Raw genomic sequence first — 20,434 nt, 5'->3', positions numbered from 1 at the left:
GACTAACCCGCGATCCCCCGCAGCAAGCGCACCACGGTCTCCTCCACCCGCTCCGCACTCAACGGCTGGCCGATCAACGCGGAGTAAGACGCCATCGCGATGAACTGATCCGCGATCGCCCCCGCATCCACATCGCCCCGCACATCCCCCGCGGCCCGCCCGCGCGCCACTCGCTCCGACACCCATTCGCGAATAGGTGCCGCCAGCCGCTCGTTCAGCACCAGCCCCAACTCCGGATCAGCCGCCGTCACCTCGATCAGCGCCCTCGCCAGCGACACACCCTCAGGTCGAGCCAGCCCCGCGGACACCGCCGTGAACCATGCGCGCAGGTCCGCGCCGAGGTCGTCCGTCATCGGCACGACGACATCCGAACCAGGGACCGCCCCCTCGAGCAGCGCCTCCCCGAGGATCGCGGCCTTCGACGGCCACCACCGGTAGATCGTCTGCTTCGACACCTCCGCCTCAGCCGCGAGGCCCTCGATCGTCACGGCGTCGTATCCGTCTGCGGCGAGCGCGCGCCGCATCGCGTCCAGCACGGACTGGCGGGCTTTCTCACTGCGAGGACGAGGCACCCGTCCACCGTACTCAGGCGTACACTGGAACATAAGTAGACGCACCGTTGCGAAACTCGAACCGCAACCCGAACAAGGAGAAAGAGCATGGCCCTCACCGCACACTCCACCATCGGCGACTGGATGAACGACCCCACCGGCGGCCCCCTCATCCGCGGACTCTTCGAGAAGACGGGCGCCGACCCGGAACTCCTCACCCCCGTGCTCGGGCTTCCGCTGCAGCAGCTCGTCGCCATGAGCCAGGGCCAGCTCCCGCAGTCGGTCGTCGATGACCTCGTGCGCGCGGCCAACGGCGGCGAGATCCCCGAGGATGACGACTCCGAGGGCTGGACCGAGAAGCCCACCTCGGGCCGCTTCGCCGGCAAGACCGTCATCGTCACGGGCGCCGCATCGGGCATCGGCAAGGCCACCGCCTCGCGCATCGCCCGCGAAGGCGGACGCGTGATCGCCAGCGACATCGCCGCCGAGAAGCTCGACGCTTTCAAGGCGGAGCTCCCGGATGCCGACATCGTCACGGTCGCGGGCGACCTCACCAAACAGGACGCGATCGACGCCGTGCTCGCCGCCGCGGGCGACCGCATCGACGGCCTCGCGAACGTCGCCGGCATCAACGACGACTTCTCCCCTGCGGGCGAGACCCCGGATGCTGTCTGGGACCGTGTGATCGCGATCAACCTGACCGCTCCGTTCAAGCTCATGCGCGCGGTCATCCCCGTCATGGAGGCCGCCGGTCGCGGCGCGATCCTCAATGTCTCGAGCGAAGCGGGCCTGCGCGGCAACGCCTCAGGCAACGCCTACACGGCCAGCAAGCACGGCATCATCGGCGTCACCAAGTCAGCGGCCTTCATGTACGGCCCGAAGGGCATCCGCGTGAACTCCGTCGCCCCGGGCGGCGTCGCCACCGGTATCCCGATGCCCCCGAACATGTCCGAGTATGGTTCCGGCCGCCTGGCCCCGTTCCAGCAGTCGATCCCGACCGTCGCAACGGCTGAGCACCTGGCGGCATCGATCACGTTCCTGCTGTCGGACGACGCCGTGAACATCAACGGCGCCGTCCTCGCCTCCGACGGCGGATGGTCGGTGCAGTAAGCCGCGGTATCGCCGGGGCGCTACGCAGGTCTGCGCGTGAGCGTGATCTTGACCGACGCCTCGGCACTCGCTTCTGCAATGAACAGAAGCTGACCCGTCGCACTCAGCGTGAGTCCCACCTCGATCTGTGAGACACCCCAGCCGCTCGATCCGCTATCGAGCCCCTCACCGATCTCGGTCAGCTTCCGCACCGTGTCGTTCCAGTTCGCCTTGATGGCCTCGACACTCGCGTTCACGACACGTTCCCCGCGTCGACTCGCGACCGGCGCCGAGTGCCTCTCGACAGGGCCGTCGTCGTCCGGCGAGCGGAACGTCGCATCCGATTCCTGAGGCGCGAGAATCTGTACAGCCCAGTTGTCCGCGGTATCGCTCATTGCATCTCCTCTTTCGTGCGTTCAGTGCTTCGCTTGGACGCCCAGCGCGTACACGGCTTGCGCCATGTTCTGCGCGATGCCCAGAGCCTCGGGGATTCGCGGGTCTCGCGGGCGGTGGGTCCCCGTATAGATGCCGACCGCCTCACCCGTGCGATCAAGACGGATCAGAGCGCCGGAATCGCCTCGGCTGCACCCCCGATCGAGGTACAGCACGATCGGATAATCCGAGAAGTTCGGGCTCACGATCGTGTTGCTCACCTGGGCCACCTGGCGGTGCTGACCTCCGCCCCTGGTCTGCACGATCACGTCGTCACCGACCGTCGGATAATCGACGACGGGCAGGTCGCTGAGGTGCGACAGCGCGTACGGAAGCTCGATGAAAGCCGCATCGATGGGCTGGTACCGCGAAAGGCCAAAGTACCCGTGACTTCCGTCATCCAGACCCAGGAGGTCGCCGGGACGCGAGTTCACGACGGAATGGCCAGCGACGATGATCCCCGGCACGTTGCCCCTCATCGCGTAGCAGGTCGTCGTGGCTCCGACCAGGTTCGGGGCGCCATGAAGCTCCCGTTCGACGCGGACGACGACGAGCGGGAGGCCTGTTCGCAAACGCGGAAAGCTCACCCGCAGCGGACGGTCGTCACGCCGCCGTTGCAGGAACCAGAACTCATCATCGACATCGTCAGGCAGGTACAGCGTCACCCCGAGAACCGGCGGGCTCTCCGCGCCTCGCTGCTGGATCAACCCGACCGCGCCGAAGGCGCGGATGACATCGTTCAACTCCGCGCCGAGGGGAACACCGGGAACTCTGTCGACGATGGTCTCACCGTCTTGGATCTCTGACACGAACGCGTAGGTGAGGAGCGTACTGCGGGTCACCGCGCGGAACTCTCTCGCGGCGTCATCGCCCGATCCCCCGTCCCTGCGACGGTCGAGGTCCTCCCAATACCGGATGATGCGTCGTCGACGACCTTCAAGCGAATTCAGGACTGCCGCCGGGGCCGCTCTGAGCGCGAGATCTTCGGGCACGTCCGCGCTGTCGAGTGCCCGTCGGACATCGCTTCGCGAGTACTCCACCTGGACTCCGCCTCTCCCGCGTCAGGATTCTGCAGCGCGTCAGAACCAAAGTAGCGGGAGTCGGCGAGTCGGCGTCTATGCGGAAGAGCTGCCCATCGGCGGAGCGATCGTCGGACTGCTGCTGCTCCTGTTGGGCGGAGCGTTCGTCGCCCGTCGACGACGCCACCGCATCGACGCCGTGTGAGACACCGGTGGATGCCGCGACCGATCGCGGCATCCACCGATCTCCTGTCGAACTCGCCGCACGTCGAGTCGCGGGACGCCACAGAGGGAGCACTGACAAGAGCCCAACCATTGCGCGTCACAAAGTCGGCGGCGTTCGTGCGAGGACTGATGGGCATCCGCATGAACTCCGTCACCCCAAACAGAGTCGCCACCGGCATCCCGGTCCCCGAACATGTCTGAGTGCGGCTCCGGCCGCCTGGCCCCGTACCGGCAGGCGATGCCGACCGGCGCAACCGCGTCGAGCGCGTCGAGCGCGTCGAGCGCGTCGAGCGCGTCGAGCGCGTCGACGAATATATCACTATCGTCCTCATATGTGTGCTTGTATCTGCTCCAAGCACTCGAACTAGATGTAGGAGGACCCCATGATTCGTGTTTCCCACGCCACGCGCACATCGCCATACGAGCCCACCCGGCTTTTCATATCGATTGCGACCTCCGCTGCCCTGGCCCTCGGAGCCATCGCTCTCCCCACCACGTCGTCGTGGGCGGATACCGGAGGCGACGGAGACCAGACGACAGCAGGGCACGAGATCGCCGCTGCGTTGGAGCACGTGGAAGGCAGCCTGGTCGGCGACTTCGCTCCTTCTGAGATCGAGGATGGGCTAGATGACGAGAGCGCTCAGGTCGGCGTCAGGGTCGAGGTTTCGAACGACGCGACAGAAGGCGTGCAGATCTCGACGGGGAACTTCGTTCTCGGGATCGACCTGCCCCACGCAGACGCAGCTGACACCGGCGAAGGTCTTCCGAACGGTGGAGTGGCCTATCCCTCGACCATGGATAGCGCGAATGCCGTCATCCCCGTTGACGGTGGCGCACAACTCCTCACCGTCATTTCGAACGACGCGGCACCCGAACGCTTTGACTACGGGCTCACGATGCCACCCGAGAACCGCCTGGAGGAGACCGCGGATGGCGGCGCACAGATCGTCGACTCGACTGGAAAGGCAGTCGTCATCTTCGAACCCGCCTGGGCTCGCGACTCGAGCGGGAGGAGCGTCCCAACTCACTACTCCGTTCAAGGGAACGTCCTGACCCAGACCGTCGCGCACAAGAGCCTGAGCAGCATCTCGTATCCGATCGTCGCCGACCCGCTTCCTGTCGTCGTGATCGTCATCACAGCCGCGGCAGCGATCGTCGTCGCCGCAGCCGCGCTCGGAGTCGCCACCTGGATTGTCATCAGTTGGTGGAACACCTGTCGCGCACAGGGAAAGTACCCCGAGCTCTCCACCCGAAACGGCTTCACTGCCAGGTGCGTGCGATAGCGCGACGGAATCTAGGGTTTCCTGATGTCTCCCAAACGGCTCTTCACAGGCGACCGCATCTTCGTGATGGCGTGCTCGCTCTGCATCTCGATTGGGCTCGTGGTCATCGCTGGTCTATCGTTCGCAAGTTACGCATTCGCGAACAGCGTCACGATTGCGATCCCCTGGATCGCAAGCTTCGACGGGTACGTCGATGTGAACGGATCGCCCGCTGTCACCGTCCGCGGATCGTGGATCGCAGTCCTGGCAGCGACAGCAATCGTCGCTTCCTCGCTCATGCTTGTCGCCCTATGCAGCGAGCGGTCCTCCCGCGCACGAGTCGGGCGCGTGTGACGCTCGCCCAAGACGTCGGGCGCCATCTCGTCACACTCGAGAGGTGGCGTCCGGCAGCTGGTCGCGACCTGCGGCGCGACATCTCGCCTATCGATCACTGGGCAGAACGACCCTTCAGCGGTCATACACTCGCTCCATGCTGAAGCTCGTGTCGATCGTGATCCGCGTGACGGACCTCCCCGCGCAGTCCACGTTCTGGAAGGCAGCCCTCGACTACGTCGAACGCGACCCCGCGGACGACGACTGGGTCGTGTTGAAACCGCGCGATGCCGACGCTCCCTGCATCGCTCTCGACGCGCACCACTCCGAGCGCATACTGCCTCCGCGCATCCACCTCGACATCTACGCCGAGGATCAGGCCGCCGAGGTGCAGCGGCTCCTCGCTCTGGGTGCGCGCGAGGTGCACTGGGACGGACGCCCGGCCGACGCCGACTACGTGATCATGGAAGACCCTGAGGGCAACCGCTTCTGCATCGTCGACCGTCCCGACTGGTCGGGGTGGGACCGCGCAAGCGGAGAGTGAGGATTAGCCGACGTCGGCCAACATCCGATCCACCCACACCGGATGCGGCAGCGTGGCGATCTCGGCACGCGTGAACCACCCGACCTCGACGACCTCGTCCTGATCAGGCACCGGCGGATCGAGCAGTTCGCACGCGAACGCGGTCGACACGTACGACACACGATCCCCGTTCGGATACGTCACGACGAGCGATTCGCCACCGAAAGCGCCGACGATCCCGGTGATGCGGATGCGCGCGCCGATCTCTTCCTGCACCTCACGAGTGATCGCCTCATCCGGATCCTCCCCCGGCTCGACGCCACCACCGATCAGACCCCATTCCTCCGAGCCCGCCGTGCGCGCGAGCAGGAAACGATCGCCCTCGCGGATCACCGCGGTCACGCCCGGCAGCAGCAGGAGGTCATGACCGATCCGCGCGCGGATCGATCGGACGTATTCAGAGAACGGCATGCCGGGAGCCTAGGTTCCGAGGCTGCGCGTAGGCCGTCACTCCGGGCCGGGCCGTCGTTCTCGGGCCGTCGCCTGCCGGTGCGACGCGAGAGCCGCGCGCACGGCCGAGTAGATCACCAGCCACACGACAGCGATCCCGATGAAGACGTACGCGAGATTCGCGAGAAGGACGAGAAGAAAAGAGCCAGAGAACATCGCCCCAGAATGCCGCACCCCGCGCACCCGCCCGGTCAGACTCCCCGCATCCGCGCCACGGCCGCCCGCACCAACGCGGCATTGCCCGGAGCGGTCGCGCCGTCGGGGAGCAGCAGCGTGTCTTCCAGGCCGATGCGCGACGCCAGCCCGAACTCGACGGCAAGGTCGAACACCGGCCACGTCGACCCCTCCTCGCCGTGCAACAGGATCGGGAGGTCGGGCTCCTCGAGCTGCACGTGGGCGATCATCCCCTCGGCGTGATCGCGCAGCACCTCGGCCGGCTCGTCGGGGAGCTCGATCAGCACCCGCAGGCACTGCCCGCGAACGGGCGACCGCTTCCACACCTCGAAGCCGGCCGCGTCCCACAACCCGGCCTCGACCGCGACGCCGCGCCTAAGCAGCAGCGCGGCCACCTCATCGGCGCCGGCCTCGTGCCAGTTGACCGACGCGTGATCGGGTAGCTCCGTCCACGCCTCGATGGCGGCAAGGCGGCGCTCGACGTCGGGCTCGGCCCACGCTCCCGTCGTCACGCCGACCGGCACACCGGGGCTCGCGGAGCGCACCGCGGCCACCCATCGGGCGACATCGTCGGCGGCGAGGCTGTCGCGACCCGCCTCGTCTTTCGGGTGCACATGTACCTCGTGCGCTCCCGCCACCACAGCACGCGCGGCATCGTCGGCGACGACCGACGCATCCGCACTCAACCACGGGTGCTCGACCGCATCACGAGCGCCGTTCACGCATGCCTGCAACAGCATCCGACGCGGAGGCCGGGCGGGCGGGTCCGAGTCCGGCGCGGTCATCGGCCGATCAGCTCGCGGGGGTGCAGGTCATAGGGAGAGGAGTCGGTCGACGGGCCCTCTTCGGCGCGCACCGTGTGCTCGACCTGACGCGCCACCGCCGCGCTGCGGCCGACCTTGACCGCCTCGGCCTCGCTCATGAAGCTGCTCCCCAACGTCTGCGATTCCCCCTCGATGCGGTTGAACCAGATGCCGTTGCGGTGGAACGTCTCGATGTCGCCTGCAGCCATGGCGGGATCCCTTCTCTCGCATCCCTTTCTACGTCAGACCACCGACACGACGGAGGGGCTTGACAGCCTCCGCCCCATCGCCCGAGCGAGACTGGTTCAGACCAGAAGACCCGCCCGACGCACGGCATCGCCCATCGCCGCGAACGCCTCTTCCAGGATCGGACGGGGTGTCGCGAAGACCACCCGCACGTGACCCTCGGCGCCACGCCCGAGCAGCCGCCCCTCGGTCAGCACGACCCCCGCCTGCTCGCGGAAGAACTCGGCGGGCGGCCCCGGAATCCCGAGCGCCGCGGTGTCGATCCACCCGATGTATGTCGCCTCGGGCACGTGATACACGGCTCCGGGCAGGTGCTCCTCCACCAGCGTCGCCAGCTGCCGCCGGGAACCGTCGAGGTAGTCGGTCACCTCCGTCAGCCAGGGCTTGCCCGACCGGTATGCCGCCGTCGAGGCCACCACCCCGAGCGTGGCCGCACCGTGCTGCACCGCGAAACCGAACCGCTTGTACAGCTGCTGGTCGGCTTCGTTCGAGGTGATCAGCTGCGCCGTCTTCAACCCAGGGATGTTCCAGGCCTTCGAGGCGCTCGTTCCCGTCACCGTATGCGCGGCCGTCACCTCCGACACCGACGCGTACGGCACGAACGACGCACCCTCATAGCGCAGCGGGGCGTGGATCTCATCCGCGAACACCCGCCCGCCGTGCCGCTCGACGATCTCTGCGATCGCCTCCAGCTCATCACGCCCGACGATCGTGCCGGTCGGGTTGTGCGGGTTGCAGAGCACGAGCGTCCTCGCGCCGGCAGCGAACGCCTCATCGATGCGCTGCAGATCGTGCTGCCAGCGCCCGTCGACCTCGATGCCGGGGACCTCGATCACCGGATGTCCGATCGCCGGCAGGTAGGTCAGGAACGGCATGTACGCGGGGGTGGGCACGATCACGGGCGAACCCGCTGGCGCATACTCCTGCACCGCGACGCCGAGGGCCGCCATCACGTCCGAGACCGGATGCACACGCTCGGGATCGACCGCCCAGTCGTACTCGTCGCGCATCCACTCAGATGTCGCCTCACCGAGCTCCGCGGCCTGCGGAGGGGAGAGGTATCCCAGGTTCTCGTCGTCGATCGCGCGATGCAGCGCCTCCGCGATCTCGGGCGCGACCCCGAAGTCCATCTCCGCCACCCAGGCGCCGATGTGTCCGGGGTGCAGACTCCACTTGCGGCTCTGCGGCCGGTCGAGGAACAGACGGGTGCGGGCATCGAACGGATGCACGGGGGAGGCGGAGGTCATGGTCTGGGTCCCGCCGAGTCAGTCGGCGGCGTCGATACAGGAAAGACGCAGGACGCGGATCTCGGACACGGGGAACTCCATTCGCAGCGGGACCAGTCCAATCTACGGACGGCCCCGCTCCCTCGCATCTCGGGTTTCCCACCGTGACGGCGGTGGATGCCTCCGCAGAACCGGAGGGGCGCTGGTAACGTTCCCTTGATCGACGGCACCACATTCGGAGGGCAGTGATGAGCGAACCAGCGCGCCGCCCGACCGTCAAGGAAGTCGCGACCAGAGCCGGCGTCAGCCCCATGACCGTCTCCCGCACGCTCTCCGGCGGACTCAACGTCAAACCCGACGTGCAGCAGCGCGTGATGGAGGCCGTGGCCGAGCTCGGCTACCACCGCAACGAGAACGCACGCAGCATCCGTCCAGGACACTCGAGCGGCCTCATCGGCGTCGCGATCACGAACATCGCGAACCCCTACTACTCCACCTTCGCGCTCGGCGTCGAAGAGGAGGCCGCCCTCACCGGTCGCCGCATCCTGCTCGGCAACACCTCGGAGGACCCTGCGCGCGAAGCCGACCTCGTCGGCGACTTCCTCGGCCGCCGCGTCGACGGGCTGATCGTCGTCCCCGCCGGCACGACCTCCGCGCACCTCGCCCATTCGCAGAACCAGGGTGTCCCCGTCGTGCTCGCCTCTCGACGCATCGAAGGACTCGCCGTGGACAGCGTCGTGCTCGCCGACGACGAAGGCGCCCACCGCGGGACGACGGCGCTCATCGATCGCGGACATACCCGGATCGGCTACCTCGGCAATGCGCTGTCGATCTTCACCGGCGAGCGCCGCTACGCGGGCTTCGTCCGCGCCATGCAGGAGCGGGGCCTCACGGTCGACCCGCAGCTCGTCGCCACGAACCAACAGACCGTCGATCAGGCGCGCGAGGCGACGCGAACGCTCCTCGCCGCGTCGCATCCGCCCACCGCGATCTTCTGCGCCAACAACCGCAACGCGATCGGTGCGCTCAAGGAGATCAACGGCCAGCTCAACGCCGGGTCGCGCCCCGCGTCGGAGTTCCCCGAGATCGTGAGCTTCGACGACTTCGAGCTCGCCGAGCTCTCCCCCGTGCCGATCAGCGTGATCGACCACGACCCCCGCGAGCTCGGCCGCACCGCCACGCGCCTGCTGCTGGACCGCCTGGACGGCGGCGAGCGCGACAGGGAGCACCGCGAGCTCGAACTGCCCGTGTCACTGCGCGGCGTCCGCTGACGCGCACGGGCGCGGTTCCCCACCGCACTGCTGCTTCCCGGTCCGGCTCACATGCATGACCCACCCCCGAATGCATGAACCATTCCGCGCCGCGGCTCATGCATCCGTCCGCCGATCATGCAAGTGAAGCGGCCTGGGCGGGGCGTACGCAACGTGTTGACACCTCACCTCCGCGTTGATAACGTTACCAATCATCGACGAGGAGGCCGGATGGAGCTGTGCATCGATTTCGGAGGCACCGAGATCAAGATCGCCCTCACCGACGGCAGCCATGTCGTCGGCTCGCGCAGCATCCCGGTCGAAGGCACCCCCACCGACCTCGACAAGGCCGCCGCTCATGCCCGCGCACTCCTCGATCAGACCGGCCGCGCAGCCGACGCCGTGGGCATCGCGGTCCCTGGCGTCGTCGACCCCCGCAGCGACCGGATGCTGCACGCCAACGCCAAGTACGACTTCCTCGAAGACATCGACCTGCACGCCTGGGCGCACACCGAGTTCGACCTGCCGTCCGTGGTCGAGAACGATGCGCGCGCGGCGCTGATCGGCGAGACCTCCTCGGGCAGCGCGGCCGGTGAACGCGACGCTGTGCTCGTCACCCTCGGCACCGGCATCGGGACCGCGGCGGTGATCGACGGATCGCCCCTGCGCGGACGCACCGGCCACGCCGGGATCCTGGGCGGACACCTCACCGTCGACATCGACGGCCCCACCTGCCCGTGCGGGAACATCGGCTGCGGCGAAGCACTGGCGAGCACCAGGGCACTCCCCGAGCACGTCTCCATGACGCAGGTCTTCACCACGGACGCGCACCCCGACCTGCGCGACCGCTTCCTGCACGTCTGGGGCGCCGTCGTCACGTCGCTCGTGCACTCCTACGACCCCGCCGTCGTGATCCTCTCCGGCGGCATCCTGCGCGCGGGCGACGCCGTGAGCGCACCGATCGAGGACTTCGTGCGCGAGCACCTATGGCCATCGCTGACCCCGCCGCACTTCGTCGTCCCGCCCGAGCCCGAACTCTCCGTCGTCCGCGGGCTCAGCACCCTGATCCATACCACCCACACCGCCACCACCCACACCGCCATCCCGCAGGAGGAACAGTGACCACCCCGATCAGCGACATGCATGAAGGGCACACCACCCGAGGTCGCTACGACACCCAGCCCACCGTGGCACTGCCCGCCGGGGAGCGCATCCTCCGCGGCGCGCACGGTTGGACGGCGGCGGCCGAGCTCGCCGAAGCCTGCGCCCGGGTGACCGGCACCGCCCCCGTGCTGCTGATCGACACCTACCCCGGAGTGGACGTCGAGGCCCTCACCACCCAGGTGCGCCAGTCGCTGCCGGAGTGGGCGATCGTCGACGTCGAGGCCGCCGCGCGGCCGGTCGCCGAGGTCGAACAGTTGATCGCCCCGAACCTCACCGACGACCGCGTCTTCGGTGTGATGAGCCACTTCGCCCTCACCGACTTCTACGACACCGCGAAGCTCGACGCCCTGGCAGACACGGTCGTCGAGAACCCCACCGTGGTGATCGGCTGGGGCGCGGCCCTGCTCTCCCCGCGCCTGACGGGCGACGCCGTGACGGTGCTCGTCGACATGGCCCGCTGGGAGATCCAGCTGCGCCAGCGCAAGGGCGCGACCAACTGGCGCGCCGACAACGCCTCGGAAGACAACCTCCGCAAGTACAAGCGCGGCTTCTTCGTGGAATGGCGCACCGCCGACCGTCACAAGCGCGCCCTGTTCGACACGGTCGACTTCGTGCTCGACGGCAATGCGATCTCGCCGGCCGAGCGGCATCCGGATTTGCCGGAGGCGGGGATGATCACGGGAGCCGCCTTCCGTCAGGCCCTGAAGGACGCCGCGCGTCGCCCGTTCCGCGTCGTCCCGTTCTTCGACCCCGGCGTGTGGGGCGGGCAGTGGATGAAGAACCTCATCGGCCTCGACCCCTCGAAGGACAACTACGCCTGGTGCTTCGACTGCGTCCCCGAGGAGAACTCGCTGCTGCTGGAGGGCGAAGGCGGCGTGATCGAGATCCCCGCCCTGGACCTCGTCTTCAGCCGCCCTGTCGACCTGCTGGGCGCGAAGACGTTCTCGCGATTCGGCGCCGAGTTCCCGATCCGCTTCGACTTCCTCGACACCATGGACGGCGGCAACCTCAGCCTGCAGGTGCATCCGCTCACCGATTACATCCAGAACACGTTCGGCATGCACTACACGCAGGACGAGAGCTACTACATGCTCGATGTCGGCGACGACGCGGTGGTGTACCTCGGGACGAAGGAGGGCATCGATCCCGCCGAGATGCTCCAGGAGCTGGCGACGGCCCAGGACGGCGAGCACCCGTTCCCCGCCGAGAAGTACGTCAACTCGTTCCCGGCCCGCAAGCACGACCACTTCGCCATCCCCGCCGGAACCGTGCACTGCTCCGGCGCGAACTCGATGGTGCTGGAGATCTCGGCGACGCCGTTCATCTTCACCTTCAAGCTCTGGGACTGGGGCCGGGTGGGACTCGACGGGATCCCCCGCCCCGTGCACCTCGACCACGGCGCCAACAACATCCAGTGGGGCCGCGACACCACCTGGGTCGGCGACAACCTCATCGACCAGGTCGAGACCATCCGCACCGACGGCGACGTGATCGAGGAGAGCACGGGCCTGCACGAGCTCGAGTTCATCGAGGTGCGTCGACACTGGTTCACCCAGACGGCCGACCATGACACCGAGGGCACCGTGAACGTGCTCAACCTCGTGGAGGGCGATGAGGTCGAGGTGGTCAGCCCCACCGACGCCTTCGCTCCCTTCGTGATCCATTACGCCGAGACGTTCATCGTCCCGGCCGCCGTCGGGGCCTACCTCATCCGGCGCACCGAGAACTCGCGCAGTCCGCGCTTCGCGACCGTCAAGGCCTACGTGCGCGGCTCGCGCTCGAGCGACAGCTGAAGACGCCGCACCCGACGAGCACCGCACCCGAGAAACCGCACACCCGACACACACCGCACACCCGAGAAATACGAACAAGGGAGTTCAGAATGATTTCGCGACGCACGATCGCCGCCGCCGCGGCCGGTCTCCTCCTAGGCACCCTGGCGCTGGCCGGATGCTCCGGCGACTCCGGATCCGGCGGGGAGGGCGAGGTCACCGGCACGCTCGATTTCTACACCGATAAGGCGGCGTGGAAGCCCGATTTCGAGTCGCTCAACGAGGTCAGCGGCGATGCCGTCGACATCACCCTGAAGACCACGGGCTACTCCGACGCCAACCAGTACGACGCCTTCATCAAGCAGTCGTTCCGCACCGACAAGTCGCCGGGACTGTTCACCTGGCACACCGGCGAGTCGCTCAAGCAGCTCGTGGACGAGGGTCTGGTCGCCGAGACCACCGACATCTGGTCCAAGGCGGTCGACGAGGGCTGGGTGAGCGAAGACCTGCGTGACAGCTATACCTTCGACGGTAAGCAGTACTGCGTGCCGATGAACATCGCCTACTGGATCATGTTCTACAACAAGGCCGCCTTCGCCGACAACGGCATCGAGGTGCCGACGACCTGGGACGAGCTGAACACCGCCGCCGAGACGCTGAAGGATGCAGGGGTCACCCCGTACTACCAGACCAGCGTGCTGTTCACCTTCCAGTGGTTCCAGCACCTGGTCGCCTCCACCGACCCCGACCTGTACGCCGGACTCACCACGGGCGACGTGAAGTACACCGACCCCGAGATCGTCGACATCATGAACGTCTGGCTCGACGAGCAGAAGGCGGGCTGGTTCAGCGACGCGGGCAGCACGACCGATCCCGCGGTCGGCCTCAAGCAGGGCGACTACGCCATGATCAACTTCGGCACGTTCTTCGCCGGCAACCTCGAAGGCGCCGGCATGACCACCGATGACTACGGCATGTTCGCGATCCCCGCGGTCAGCGACGACCTCGATGCCACACCGGTGGCCGTGGAGTCGGGCCCGATCTGCACCGCCGAGAACTCGAAGCAGCGCGACCTCGGCCTGGCCTACGCCGAATGGTGGATGTCGCCCGACGCACAGACCGCGTGGAACGACGCACACGGTGACGTCGCGTTCAACCCGAAGGCGAAGGTCTCCGACCCCGCACTGGCTGAGATCGGCGAGCAGATCGCCGGCGACGACTACATGCTCTACGACCGGTTCTTCGAGGCGATGCCCACCGAGATCGTGACCACCGCGATCGAGCAGTTCGGCGCATTCAACGCCAACCCCGGCGACCCGATGCCGTTCCTGGAGAAGATCCAGGCCACGGCTGACAAGTACTGGGCAGAGCAGGAGTAAGCGGGCGGATGACGCATCAGAAGACGCCCTACCAGTGGTCCGCCCGGGGCTTCATCGCCCCGGGCGTGATCCTGGTCGCGGTCCTGCTCTACCTCCCGCTGCTGTGGACGGTGTTCCTCAGCTTCACGAAGTACAACGGCCTCGGCAGCCCGAAGTGGATCGGGCTCGACAACTACGTCGAGATGTTCACCGACGGCGACTTCGTGGGCTCGGCGATGAACACCGTGCTCTGGGTGATCGGCACCCTGATCATCCCGGTCGGCATCGGCCTGGCGATCGCGCTGCTCACCTGGAACCTCGGGGGTGGCATCTGGCTGCGCCTTCCGTTCCTCATCCCCTACGCCCTCTCCGGCATCGGCGTCGGCGTGGTCTGGTCGTTCATCCTCTCCTCGGGCGGAGCGCTCGATCAGGCCCTCGCCGCGTTCGGCATCACCGACCCACCGCGCTGGCTCCTCGACGCTCCGCTCAACACGGTCGTGATGATCATCGCGTCGTCGTGGCAGGGCGTCGGCGTGAACGCACTGCTGTTCACGATCGGCCTGCAGGCCATCCCCAAGGAGCCGCTCGAGGCCGCGCGCATCGACGGCGCCGGCGGGGCGCGCCTGTTCACCAGCATCCTGTGGCCCATGCTGAGGCCGCTCACCGCCGTGGTCGTCGGGCTCTCGATCGTCGCGAGCCTCAAGACCTTCGACATCGTATGGGGCATGACCAAGGGCGGACCGGGCACCGTCTCGGAGACCCTCGCGCTGACCATGTACAAGGAGACGTTCGTGAACAGCGACTACGGGCTCGGCTCCGCGATCGCGGTGTTCCTCACCGTGATCACCCTCGTCGCCTCGGTCCTGTACCTGCGCCAGCAGCTCTCCCCGAAGAAGGAGATGTGATGTCGAAGATCATCCGCACCACCGTGCTCGTCGTCCTCGGGATCGTGTGGCTCCTGCCCGCCTACCTGCTCGTCGTGAACGCGATGAAGGACCCGACCACCTTCACCTCGAAGGAGTCGTGGATCCCCACCGACTTCCACCTGTTCGAGAACTTCGGTCAGGCGCTCGAGCTCTCCGGCATCGGCGACAGCATCGTCAGCACGCTCATCTATTCGATCGTGTCGCCGACCATCGCCGTGCTCGTGGGCGCCGCGGCCGGCTTCGCGATCGTGGCCCTGCGCCTCAAGCGCGGATTCCTATGGTTCGTCGTGATCTTCGGCGGCACGGTCTTCCCGCTGCAGATGGTGCTGCTGCCCCTGTTCGACGCCTACTCGCGCACCGGGCTGTTCGACACCCGCGTCGGCATGATCATGATCTACACGGTGATCTCGATCCCGTTCTCGGCGTTCGTGATGCGCAACTTCTTCACCGGCGTCGCGCACAACGTGTTCGAGGCCGCGGTGCTCGACGGTGCCACGACCTGGCGCATCTTCGTGCGTCTGTACCTGCCGATGGCGTCGAGCGCGCTGGTCGCGATCTTCATCCTGCAGGCCACGTTCGTGTGGAACGACCTGCTGCTCGGCCTCACGCTCAGCCAGTCCGACGACATCCGCCCCATCATCACCACGCTGTCGGGAATGCAGAGCACCTACGGCGGCGCGCAGATGTCGGTCGTGCTGGCCGCGGCCGTGCTCGTCTCGCTCCCCACCGTGGTGCTGTTCCTGTGCACGCAGCGGTTCTTCGCCAAGGGCCTCGCGCTCGGACAGTACTGACCCCCAACCTGCCTCGAAAGGCATCATGAATCCCCTCATCCCCACCGTCGAGGATCTGGTCGCCGATGCGGTCACCCATCACTACGACGACATGATCGCGCCCACGGGCCTCACGAACATGCTCGGCACCGTGCGCGTGGACCACGACCTGACCGCGCTCAGCGCCGTGCAGTTCCCACCGGTGTCGCAAGGACTCACGCAGACCGCCGTGCTGTTCGTCGACGGCCGCCTGTTCGCGTCGTACGGCGTGCCCGTCACGCACGAGTGGCGGCCCGACGGGGTGGTGCGGCGCGCGAGCGTGGGTGAGCTCGAGATCGAGACCACGACCGTGTGCGTGCCGGGGAAGACAGCGGTGGCGATCGACATCGCGGTGCGCAACTCCGGTGCGGGCGAGCGTGAGGTGCGGATCGGCCTGTCGTCTGCGGCCCGCGTGACCCGGTCGACCGAGGCCTGGCTCGACGCGGAATCACCGTCGGAACGCGACACCGCGACCGTCGACGGCGGGTGCCTCGTGTTCGGTTCGACCGATGCCGCGGCGTGGAGCGTGCAGGGCCTGATCGGCGGGACCGCGACCCTCAGCGGTGTGGCCGACCTGCCCGATGCATTCGACACCGGGATCGGCGGCAACGGCCGCGGCGGCGAGCTCGCGACCACGCTGACCGTGCCCGCCGGCGGAACCGCGCGCACCGGCTTCGTGCAGGCGATCGGCCTCGACGAGTCCGACGCGAAGGCTACCTGGGCTGACGTCGCCGGTGACATCCCCGGTGCCGTCGCCTCAGCCGAAGAGTTCTGGAACCGACAGCTCCGCGCCGCGTTCGACCCCAGCGACACCGAGTTCTCCGGCGCACTACCCGTGCTCGACACCGCCTCCGCACCCCTGCGTCGCCTGTACTGGTGGGCGGTGCTGGGCGTGATCTGGTTCCGCCGCGACTTCGCCGGCAACGTGCTCGGGCGTTCGTACGACACTCTCATGCCCAACTACTGGGGCACGACCACGTTCATCTGGGACTACAGCCTCAGCTCGGTGAGCCACGCCCTGCTCGACCCCGACGAGATGCGGAACCAGGTGCGGCACTGGATCTCCCTCGACATCCACTCGCACTTCGGCACCTCGTCCCTCACCGGAGGCCCGGTCGGCCGCTGGTACTCCGTGAACGACTACGCCATGACCCGCCTCGTGCACGACTACGTGCGCTTCACGGGCGACGTCGCCTTCCTCGACGAGCTCGTCGGCGACCACACCGTTGCCGCGTCGGTGCGGCAGTGGGCGACCGCGTGGAAGGAGCTGCGCCGCGATACACCCCTGGCCGACTACGGCGAGATCGACAACCTGCTGGAGTGCGTGAGCTCGTACACGCACGAGGTGGCGAGCCTCAACGCCGCGAACGTGTGGAGCATGCGCACCGCCGCCGACCTGGCCGACCTGCGGGGCGACGAGACCGCGGCGAGCGCGCTGCGCGCCGACGCCGAGGCGCTGCTCCCGGCCGTGATCGAACGCTATCTTCCCGGCACCGGTGTCTTCGCGGCAGGACAGCCCGACGGCACGCAGCTGCCCGTGCGGCACTGCTACGACTTCAGCGTGGTCGGTACCACCATCGCCGACGACCTCGCTCCGAGAGTCCGCGACGAGATGGTCGGGTTCTTCCGGCGCGAGCTGCAGACCGACAACTGGATGCGTGCGCTCTCACCGTGGGACCCCGACGCCAGCTACAGCCCGCGGCCGGACCACCAGTGGAACGGCGCCTATCCCGCCTGGCCCGCCGACGCGGGACGTGCGCTCGCCGCACTCGGAGCTCCCGAAGTGCTGACCAGCTGGATCGAAGGACTCTCCCGCACGGCGAACCAAGGGCCGATGGGGCAGGCGCACTTCGTGGAGGAGGCCGTGCCCGGCATCAACGGCGGAGCCCGCAAAGCTCCGCCGCAGCTGCCGTACATCATCGACTGGTCGTGTTCCTCGTCCGGGGCCTGGATCGAGCTCGTGATCGAAGCCCTGTTCGGTGTCTCGGTCGCCGCCGACGGCACTGTGCGGGCGGCCGGATGCGTCGCCGCCCTCGACCCGGGTGCGACCCTGCGCGGCCTGCGCGTCGGCACCCGCACGTTCGACATCGACGCCTCCGGAGGAATCGCCCCCGCCCCAGGCCGCTGACCCGCACCACCCGAGCACCACCGAGCACCACCCGAACACGAAGGAGTGATCGACATGAGAAGACGCACCATCGCGGCGACCCTCGCCGCGGCATCCCTCTGCGCCGGCGCGCTGTTCGCCGCCCCGGCCACCGCAGCCGTCCCGACCGGAGGGAACCATGGCGGCGGAGGACACGGACCCGGCCAGTGCTCGCTGGTCGACAAGACGCTCACCGCCACGGCGAACGTGAAACAGGGCCTGACCGAGCAGTTCACCACCTACGGGAACACCGGCGGCGCGTGGACCGGCGGCGACAGCACGTACTCCCTGCCGCTCGGGAAGGGGAAGACCGGATGGTTCTTCTCCGACACGTTCCTCGGCACCGTGAACCCCGACGGCTCGCGGCCCACCGACTCCCCGTTCGTGAACAACTCCGTCGTGGTGCAGGACCGCCGCGGCGGGTTGACGACCATCACGGGAGGCACCCCGGAGGAGCCTGCCGCCATCATCCCGCCCGAGCCCGACGGCAAGTGGTACTGGATCGGCGACCCCACGCCCGGACGCGACGGCACGGTGCAGGTGCCGCTGCTGCAGTTCGGGCGCACGGGCAGCGGCCAGTGGGACTTCGCGTGGACCGCGAACCGCCTTGCCACCCTCGACGGCCAGACCCTGCAACTGGAGTCCATCACCGACCTGCCTTCGGCGACCGGGATCAACTGGGGTTCGTGGACGCTGGAGGAACGCGGCACCACGTACATCTACGGCATCGCGGATCCGGGTGGAGTGCGCTCGGCCTACGTCGCCCGCGCGCAGGACCGCGACGGCGTCAAGGGCGCGTGGACGTACTGGAACGGCACCAGATGGTCAGCTGCCGAGACCGATGCCGTCCCTGTCGTGCCGTACGTGGCGAACGAGTTCAGCATCGCCCCCTTCCACGACGGCTACCTGCTCGTCACGCAGGACACGTCGGAGCTGTTCAGCACCCGCATCGTCGCCCGCACCTCGTGCTCGCCCACCGGCCCGTTCACCGATCCGGTCGAGCTGTACCGCACTCCCGAGACCGGGGCACTGGGCAGCTACGGCGACCCCGATGTGTTCACCTACAACGCGCACGAGCATCCGCAGCTGCGCCAGGGCAACCGCATCCTCGTCTCCTACAACGTCAACACCTTCGACAACGTGGGCGACGTGTATGACGACGCCTCGATCTACCGTCCGCGGTTCATCGACGTGCAGCTCGAGGTCACCGGGTGACCGACGACCGTGCGGCGCTCCGAGGGCTTCTCGCCTCCGGAGCGCCGCTCACCTGGGTGCTCACGGGCGACTCCATCACGCACGGACTCATCCATACCCGCGGTGCCCGCAACTACGTCGACCATCTGCACGAGCTGATCCGCGGCGACCTGGGTCGGGTGCACGACACGGTGATCAACACCGCGATCACGGGGTGGCGCGCCGACCTGATCCTGGCGGACTTCGAGGGGCGCGTGGCATGCTGGCGCCCCGACGTCGTGACGCTGCTGATCGGCACGAACGACTGCACCACCGAGTGGCTCGATCCCGTGATCGAGGTGTCCGAGTTCGCCGATTCGGTCGCGGAGTTCGTGCGACAGGTGCGAGAGCTCGGCGCGGTGCCGGTGCTGCAGACGCCGCCGCCCGCCGACCTGTCCCATGCTCCCGACCGCGCGCGTCTCGGCGAGTTCGCGCAGGCGATTCGCGACGTGGCTACCGCCGAGGAAGCGATCCTCGTCGACCAGCACGAGGCGTTCGTCGCGTTCTCCGCGGGCACGGGGCCGGGCAACGAGGGCACACCGTGGGGGTTGCTCGACGACGCATTCCACCCGAGCGCCTCAGGTCATGCCCTGCTCGCGCTCGGCCTGGCCGGGGCGCTCGGGCTGGCCGGGCCGCTCGGGCTGGACGCCGAGGACTCCCGGGTGGTCACGGACCTGCGGGCACGGGTGGCCCTGGCACGGCATCCGCACTGGCCGCCGGTCTGACCGGCGTCCTGGGGCGACACGTCTGTCGGAGGATCGGACGGATGCAGGATCACTCGCAGTGATTCCTCCTGCATCCGTCCGATCCTCATGCATCCGGTCGGGAAGAACGGGCCATCGGGCTCAGGCCGCGACGTCGAGCACCCGGGTCACGCCGAAACGGTCGGTGAGCATGCCGAAACCGGCCGACCACGCCGATGCTGCCAGTGACTCGATCACGGTCGCGCCCTCGACGAGCCCGTTCCAGTAGCGCTGGAGCTCATCGAGCGAATCGGCGCGCAGCGACTGAAAGAACGTGCGGTCGGTGAGGGTCGCTCCGTTCTCCCGGTGCGTGCTGCCCGCGGTCGCCGCCGGGTTCGAGTCGTCCTCACCAGGGATGTCGTACGCCATCAGGCGCACGACACCGTCCAACTGGCCGAACACGATCTTGTCGAAGCCCGGAACGCCCTCGGGCATGCCGAACTGTCCATAGGCCGCCGCGGTCACCTCGCCGCCGAACACGGACTGATAGAAGTCGAGCGCCTGCCGGGCCGTGCCGCGGAAGTTCAGGTGGGTCGTGGTGGTGATGGTCATGCTCTTCTCCTCGTCGCGAGCCCCGCCGTTCGGGACCTCTGACGACAACGATCACAGAGGTAGAGGTCATTTTCCGTCCTCTACTTCG

General features: G+C 67.9%; 22 protein-coding genes. 13 read left to right on the top strand and 9 right to left on the bottom strand.

The window, feature by feature from the left end; all coding sequences use genetic code 11:
• Nucleotides 1-2: 2 nt before the first annotated feature.
• Nucleotides 3-572 (bottom strand): TetR/AcrR family transcriptional regulator, encoded by a 570-nt coding sequence (locus ABRP18_RS01380; protein WP_349885325.1) that lies wholly within the window; start codon nucleotides 570-572, stop codon nucleotides 3-5.
• A gap of 87 nt (nucleotides 573-659) precedes the next feature.
• Between ABRP18_RS01380 and ABRP18_RS01375 the strand changes: the two genes are divergently transcribed.
• The gene (locus ABRP18_RS01375; RefSeq protein ID WP_349885324.1) at nucleotides 660-1,661 is read left to right on the top strand and encodes an SDR family NAD(P)-dependent oxidoreductase; all 1,002 of its coding nucleotides are present in this window, start codon (nucleotides 660-662) and stop codon (nucleotides 1,659-1,661) included.
• Nucleotides 1,662-1,681: 20 nt separating this feature from the next.
• Here ABRP18_RS01375 and ABRP18_RS01370 read toward each other — a convergent pair whose 3' ends face one another.
• Complete coding sequence (locus ABRP18_RS01370) at nucleotides 1,682-2,035, bottom strand: hypothetical protein (RefSeq protein ID WP_113681239.1); 354 nt, start codon at nucleotides 2,033-2,035, stop codon at nucleotides 1,682-1,684.
• 21 nt (nucleotides 2,036-2,056) lie between these two features.
• Nucleotides 2,057-2,914, bottom strand: coding sequence for a hypothetical protein (locus ABRP18_RS01365; protein WP_349885323.1), 858 nt, complete (start codon nucleotides 2,912-2,914; stop codon nucleotides 2,057-2,059).
• A 393-nt stretch (nucleotides 2,915-3,307) separates the two neighbouring features.
• Between ABRP18_RS01365 and ABRP18_RS01360 the strand changes: the two genes are divergently transcribed.
• From ABRP18_RS01360 to ABRP18_RS01350, 3 genes are all read left to right on the top strand, one after another.
• Entirely contained in the window at nucleotides 3,308-3,517 is a 210-nt protein-coding gene (locus tag ABRP18_RS01360; protein WP_147251311.1) for a hypothetical protein, read from the top strand.
• 182 nt (nucleotides 3,518-3,699) lie between these two features.
• Nucleotides 3,700-4,599, top strand: a complete 900-nt coding sequence (locus ABRP18_RS01355; protein ID WP_113681242.1) for a hypothetical protein — start codon at nucleotides 3,700-3,702, stop codon at nucleotides 4,597-4,599.
• Between the two features lie 469 nt (nucleotides 4,600-5,068).
• On the top strand, nucleotides 5,069-5,455 hold the full coding sequence (locus ABRP18_RS01350) for a VOC family protein (RefSeq protein ID WP_193762207.1): 387 nt from the start codon (nucleotides 5,069-5,071) through the stop codon (nucleotides 5,453-5,455).
• A gap of 3 nt (nucleotides 5,456-5,458) precedes the next feature.
• On the opposite strand, the gene ABRP18_RS01345 is transcribed toward ABRP18_RS01350, so the two are convergent.
• From ABRP18_RS01345 to ABRP18_RS01325, 5 genes are all read right to left on the bottom strand, one after another.
• Nucleotides 5,459-5,905 (bottom strand): NUDIX domain-containing protein, encoded by a 447-nt coding sequence (locus ABRP18_RS01345; protein WP_061015606.1) that lies wholly within the window; start codon nucleotides 5,903-5,905, stop codon nucleotides 5,459-5,461.
• A gap of 36 nt (nucleotides 5,906-5,941) precedes the next feature.
• Complete coding sequence (locus ABRP18_RS01340) at nucleotides 5,942-6,100, bottom strand: hypothetical protein (protein WP_157543518.1); 159 nt, start codon at nucleotides 6,098-6,100, stop codon at nucleotides 5,942-5,944.
• 35 nt (nucleotides 6,101-6,135) lie between these two features.
• Nucleotides 6,136-6,903: a 3-keto-5-aminohexanoate cleavage protein gene (locus ABRP18_RS01335; protein ID WP_374168961.1), complete on the bottom strand. Its 768-nt coding sequence runs from the start codon at nucleotides 6,901-6,903 to the stop codon at nucleotides 6,136-6,138.
• A complete protein-coding gene (locus ABRP18_RS01330; RefSeq protein ID WP_058631043.1) occupies nucleotides 6,900-7,130 on the bottom strand; it encodes a hypothetical protein in 231 nt (76 codons plus the stop codon). The genes ABRP18_RS01335 and ABRP18_RS01330 overlap by 4 nt, the downstream gene beginning before the upstream one ends.
• A 96-nt stretch (nucleotides 7,131-7,226) precedes the next feature.
• Nucleotides 7,227-8,414, bottom strand: a complete 1,188-nt coding sequence (locus ABRP18_RS01325) for an aminotransferase class I/II-fold pyridoxal phosphate-dependent enzyme (RefSeq protein WP_349885322.1) — start codon at nucleotides 8,412-8,414, stop codon at nucleotides 7,227-7,229.
• A 227-nt stretch (nucleotides 8,415-8,641) separates the two neighbouring features.
• On the opposite strand from ABRP18_RS01325, the gene ABRP18_RS01320 reads away from it, so the two are divergent.
• The 9 genes from ABRP18_RS01320 (at nucleotide 8,642) to ABRP18_RS01280 (ending at nucleotide 19,776) form a co-directional block, all read left to right on the top strand.
• Nucleotides 8,642-9,664 carry a LacI family DNA-binding transcriptional regulator gene (locus tag ABRP18_RS01320; RefSeq protein ID WP_061015120.1) on the top strand — a complete coding sequence of 341 codons (1,023 nt, stop codon included), beginning with the start codon at nucleotides 8,642-8,644 and terminating at the stop codon, nucleotides 9,662-9,664.
• A gap of 210 nt (nucleotides 9,665-9,874) precedes the next feature.
• Entirely contained in the window at nucleotides 9,875-10,765 is an 891-nt protein-coding gene (locus ABRP18_RS01315; protein ID WP_349885321.1) for an ROK family protein, read from the top strand.
• The gene (locus ABRP18_RS01310; protein WP_349885320.1) at nucleotides 10,762-12,600 is read left to right on the top strand and encodes a class I mannose-6-phosphate isomerase; all 1,839 of its coding nucleotides are present in this window, start codon (nucleotides 10,762-10,764) and stop codon (nucleotides 12,598-12,600) included. The genes ABRP18_RS01315 and ABRP18_RS01310 overlap by 4 nt, the downstream gene beginning before the upstream one ends.
• Before the next feature lie 89 nt (nucleotides 12,601-12,689).
• A complete protein-coding gene (locus ABRP18_RS01305) occupies nucleotides 12,690-13,958 on the top strand; it encodes an ABC transporter substrate-binding protein (RefSeq protein ID WP_058631046.1) in 1,269 nt (422 codons plus the stop codon).
• An 8-nt stretch (nucleotides 13,959-13,966) separates the two neighbouring features.
• Nucleotides 13,967-14,842 carry a carbohydrate ABC transporter permease gene (locus ABRP18_RS01300; RefSeq protein ID WP_058631047.1) on the top strand — a complete coding sequence of 292 codons (876 nt, stop codon included), beginning with the start codon at nucleotides 13,967-13,969 and terminating at the stop codon, nucleotides 14,840-14,842.
• A complete protein-coding gene (locus ABRP18_RS01295) occupies nucleotides 14,842-15,654 on the top strand; it encodes a carbohydrate ABC transporter permease (RefSeq protein ID WP_058631048.1) in 813 nt (270 codons plus the stop codon). The genes ABRP18_RS01300 and ABRP18_RS01295 overlap by 1 nt, the downstream gene beginning before the upstream one ends.
• A 25-nt stretch (nucleotides 15,655-15,679) precedes the next feature.
• A complete protein-coding gene (locus ABRP18_RS01290; RefSeq protein WP_349885319.1) occupies nucleotides 15,680-17,800 on the top strand; it encodes a hypothetical protein in 2,121 nt (706 codons plus the stop codon).
• 54 nt (nucleotides 17,801-17,854) lie between these two features.
• On the top strand, nucleotides 17,855-19,033 hold the full coding sequence (locus ABRP18_RS01285) for a DUF4185 domain-containing protein (protein ID WP_349885318.1): 1,179 nt from the start codon (nucleotides 17,855-17,857) through the stop codon (nucleotides 19,031-19,033).
• The gene (locus ABRP18_RS01280) at nucleotides 19,030-19,776 is read left to right on the top strand and encodes an SGNH/GDSL hydrolase family protein (protein WP_349885317.1); all 747 of its coding nucleotides are present in this window, start codon (nucleotides 19,030-19,032) and stop codon (nucleotides 19,774-19,776) included. Before ABRP18_RS01285 ends, ABRP18_RS01280 begins: the two co-directional genes overlap by 4 nt.
• Nucleotides 19,777-19,896: 120 nt before the next feature.
• Here ABRP18_RS01280 and ABRP18_RS01275 read toward each other — a convergent pair whose 3' ends face one another.
• The gene (locus ABRP18_RS01275; protein ID WP_349885316.1) at nucleotides 19,897-20,346 is read right to left on the bottom strand and encodes a VOC family protein; all 450 of its coding nucleotides are present in this window, start codon (nucleotides 20,344-20,346) and stop codon (nucleotides 19,897-19,899) included.
• Nucleotides 20,347-20,434 lie beyond the last annotated feature (88 nt).

The organism is Microbacterium sp. WHRI 7836 (assembly GCF_040223885.2).
Lineage (GTDB): Bacteria > Actinomycetota > Actinomycetes > Actinomycetales > Microbacteriaceae > Microbacterium > Microbacterium oxydans.
The sequence above is the reverse complement of the archived record's forward strand: the minus strand, read 5'-3'. Positions and strand labels throughout refer to the sequence as shown.

Bases quoted from the DNA above. Each gene is read 5' to 3' on its own strand.
- ABRP18_RS01375 (WP_349885324.1), top strand. From the start codon at position 660: ATGGCCCTCACCGCACACTCCACCATCGGCGACTGGATGAACGACCCC.
- ABRP18_RS01370 (WP_113681239.1), bottom strand. From the start codon at position 2,035: ATGAGCGATACCGCGGACAACTGGGCTGTACAGATTCTCGCGCCTCAG.
- ABRP18_RS01360 (WP_147251311.1), top strand. From the start codon at position 3,308: ATGCCGCGACCGATCGCGGCATCCACCGATCTCCTGTCGAACTCGCCG.
- ABRP18_RS01355 (WP_113681242.1), top strand. From the start codon at position 3,700: ATGATTCGTGTTTCCCACGCCACGCGCACATCGCCATACGAGCCCACC.
- ABRP18_RS01350 (WP_193762207.1), top strand. From the start codon at position 5,069: ATGCTGAAGCTCGTGTCGATCGTGATCCGCGTGACGGACCTCCCCGCG.
- ABRP18_RS01345 (WP_061015606.1), bottom strand. From the start codon at position 5,905: ATGCCGTTCTCTGAATACGTCCGATCGATCCGCGCGCGGATCGGTCAT.
- ABRP18_RS01340 (WP_157543518.1), bottom strand. From the start codon at position 6,100: ATGTTCTCTGGCTCTTTTCTTCTCGTCCTTCTCGCGAATCTCGCGTAC.
- ABRP18_RS01335 (WP_374168961.1), bottom strand. From the start codon at position 6,903: ATGACCGCGCCGGACTCGGACCCGCCCGCCCGGCCTCCGCGTCGGATG.
- ABRP18_RS01330 (WP_058631043.1), bottom strand. From the start codon at position 7,130: ATGGCTGCAGGCGACATCGAGACGTTCCACCGCAACGGCATCTGGTTC.
- ABRP18_RS01325 (WP_349885322.1), bottom strand. From the start codon at position 8,414: ATGACCTCCGCCTCCCCCGTGCATCCGTTCGATGCCCGCACCCGTCTG.
- ABRP18_RS01320 (WP_061015120.1), top strand. From the start codon at position 8,642: ATGAGCGAACCAGCGCGCCGCCCGACCGTCAAGGAAGTCGCGACCAGA.
- ABRP18_RS01315 (WP_349885321.1), top strand. From the start codon at position 9,875: ATGGAGCTGTGCATCGATTTCGGAGGCACCGAGATCAAGATCGCCCTC.
- ABRP18_RS01305 (WP_058631046.1), top strand. From the start codon at position 12,690: ATGATTTCGCGACGCACGATCGCCGCCGCCGCGGCCGGTCTCCTCCTA.
- ABRP18_RS01300 (WP_058631047.1), top strand. From the start codon at position 13,967: ATGACGCATCAGAAGACGCCCTACCAGTGGTCCGCCCGGGGCTTCATC.
- ABRP18_RS01295 (WP_058631048.1), top strand. From the start codon at position 14,842: ATGTCGAAGATCATCCGCACCACCGTGCTCGTCGTCCTCGGGATCGTG.
- ABRP18_RS01290 (WP_349885319.1), top strand. From the start codon at position 15,680: ATGAATCCCCTCATCCCCACCGTCGAGGATCTGGTCGCCGATGCGGTC.
- ABRP18_RS01285 (WP_349885318.1), top strand. From the start codon at position 17,855: ATGAGAAGACGCACCATCGCGGCGACCCTCGCCGCGGCATCCCTCTGC.
- ABRP18_RS01275 (WP_349885316.1), bottom strand. From the start codon at position 20,346: ATGACCATCACCACCACGACCCACCTGAACTTCCGCGGCACGGCCCGG.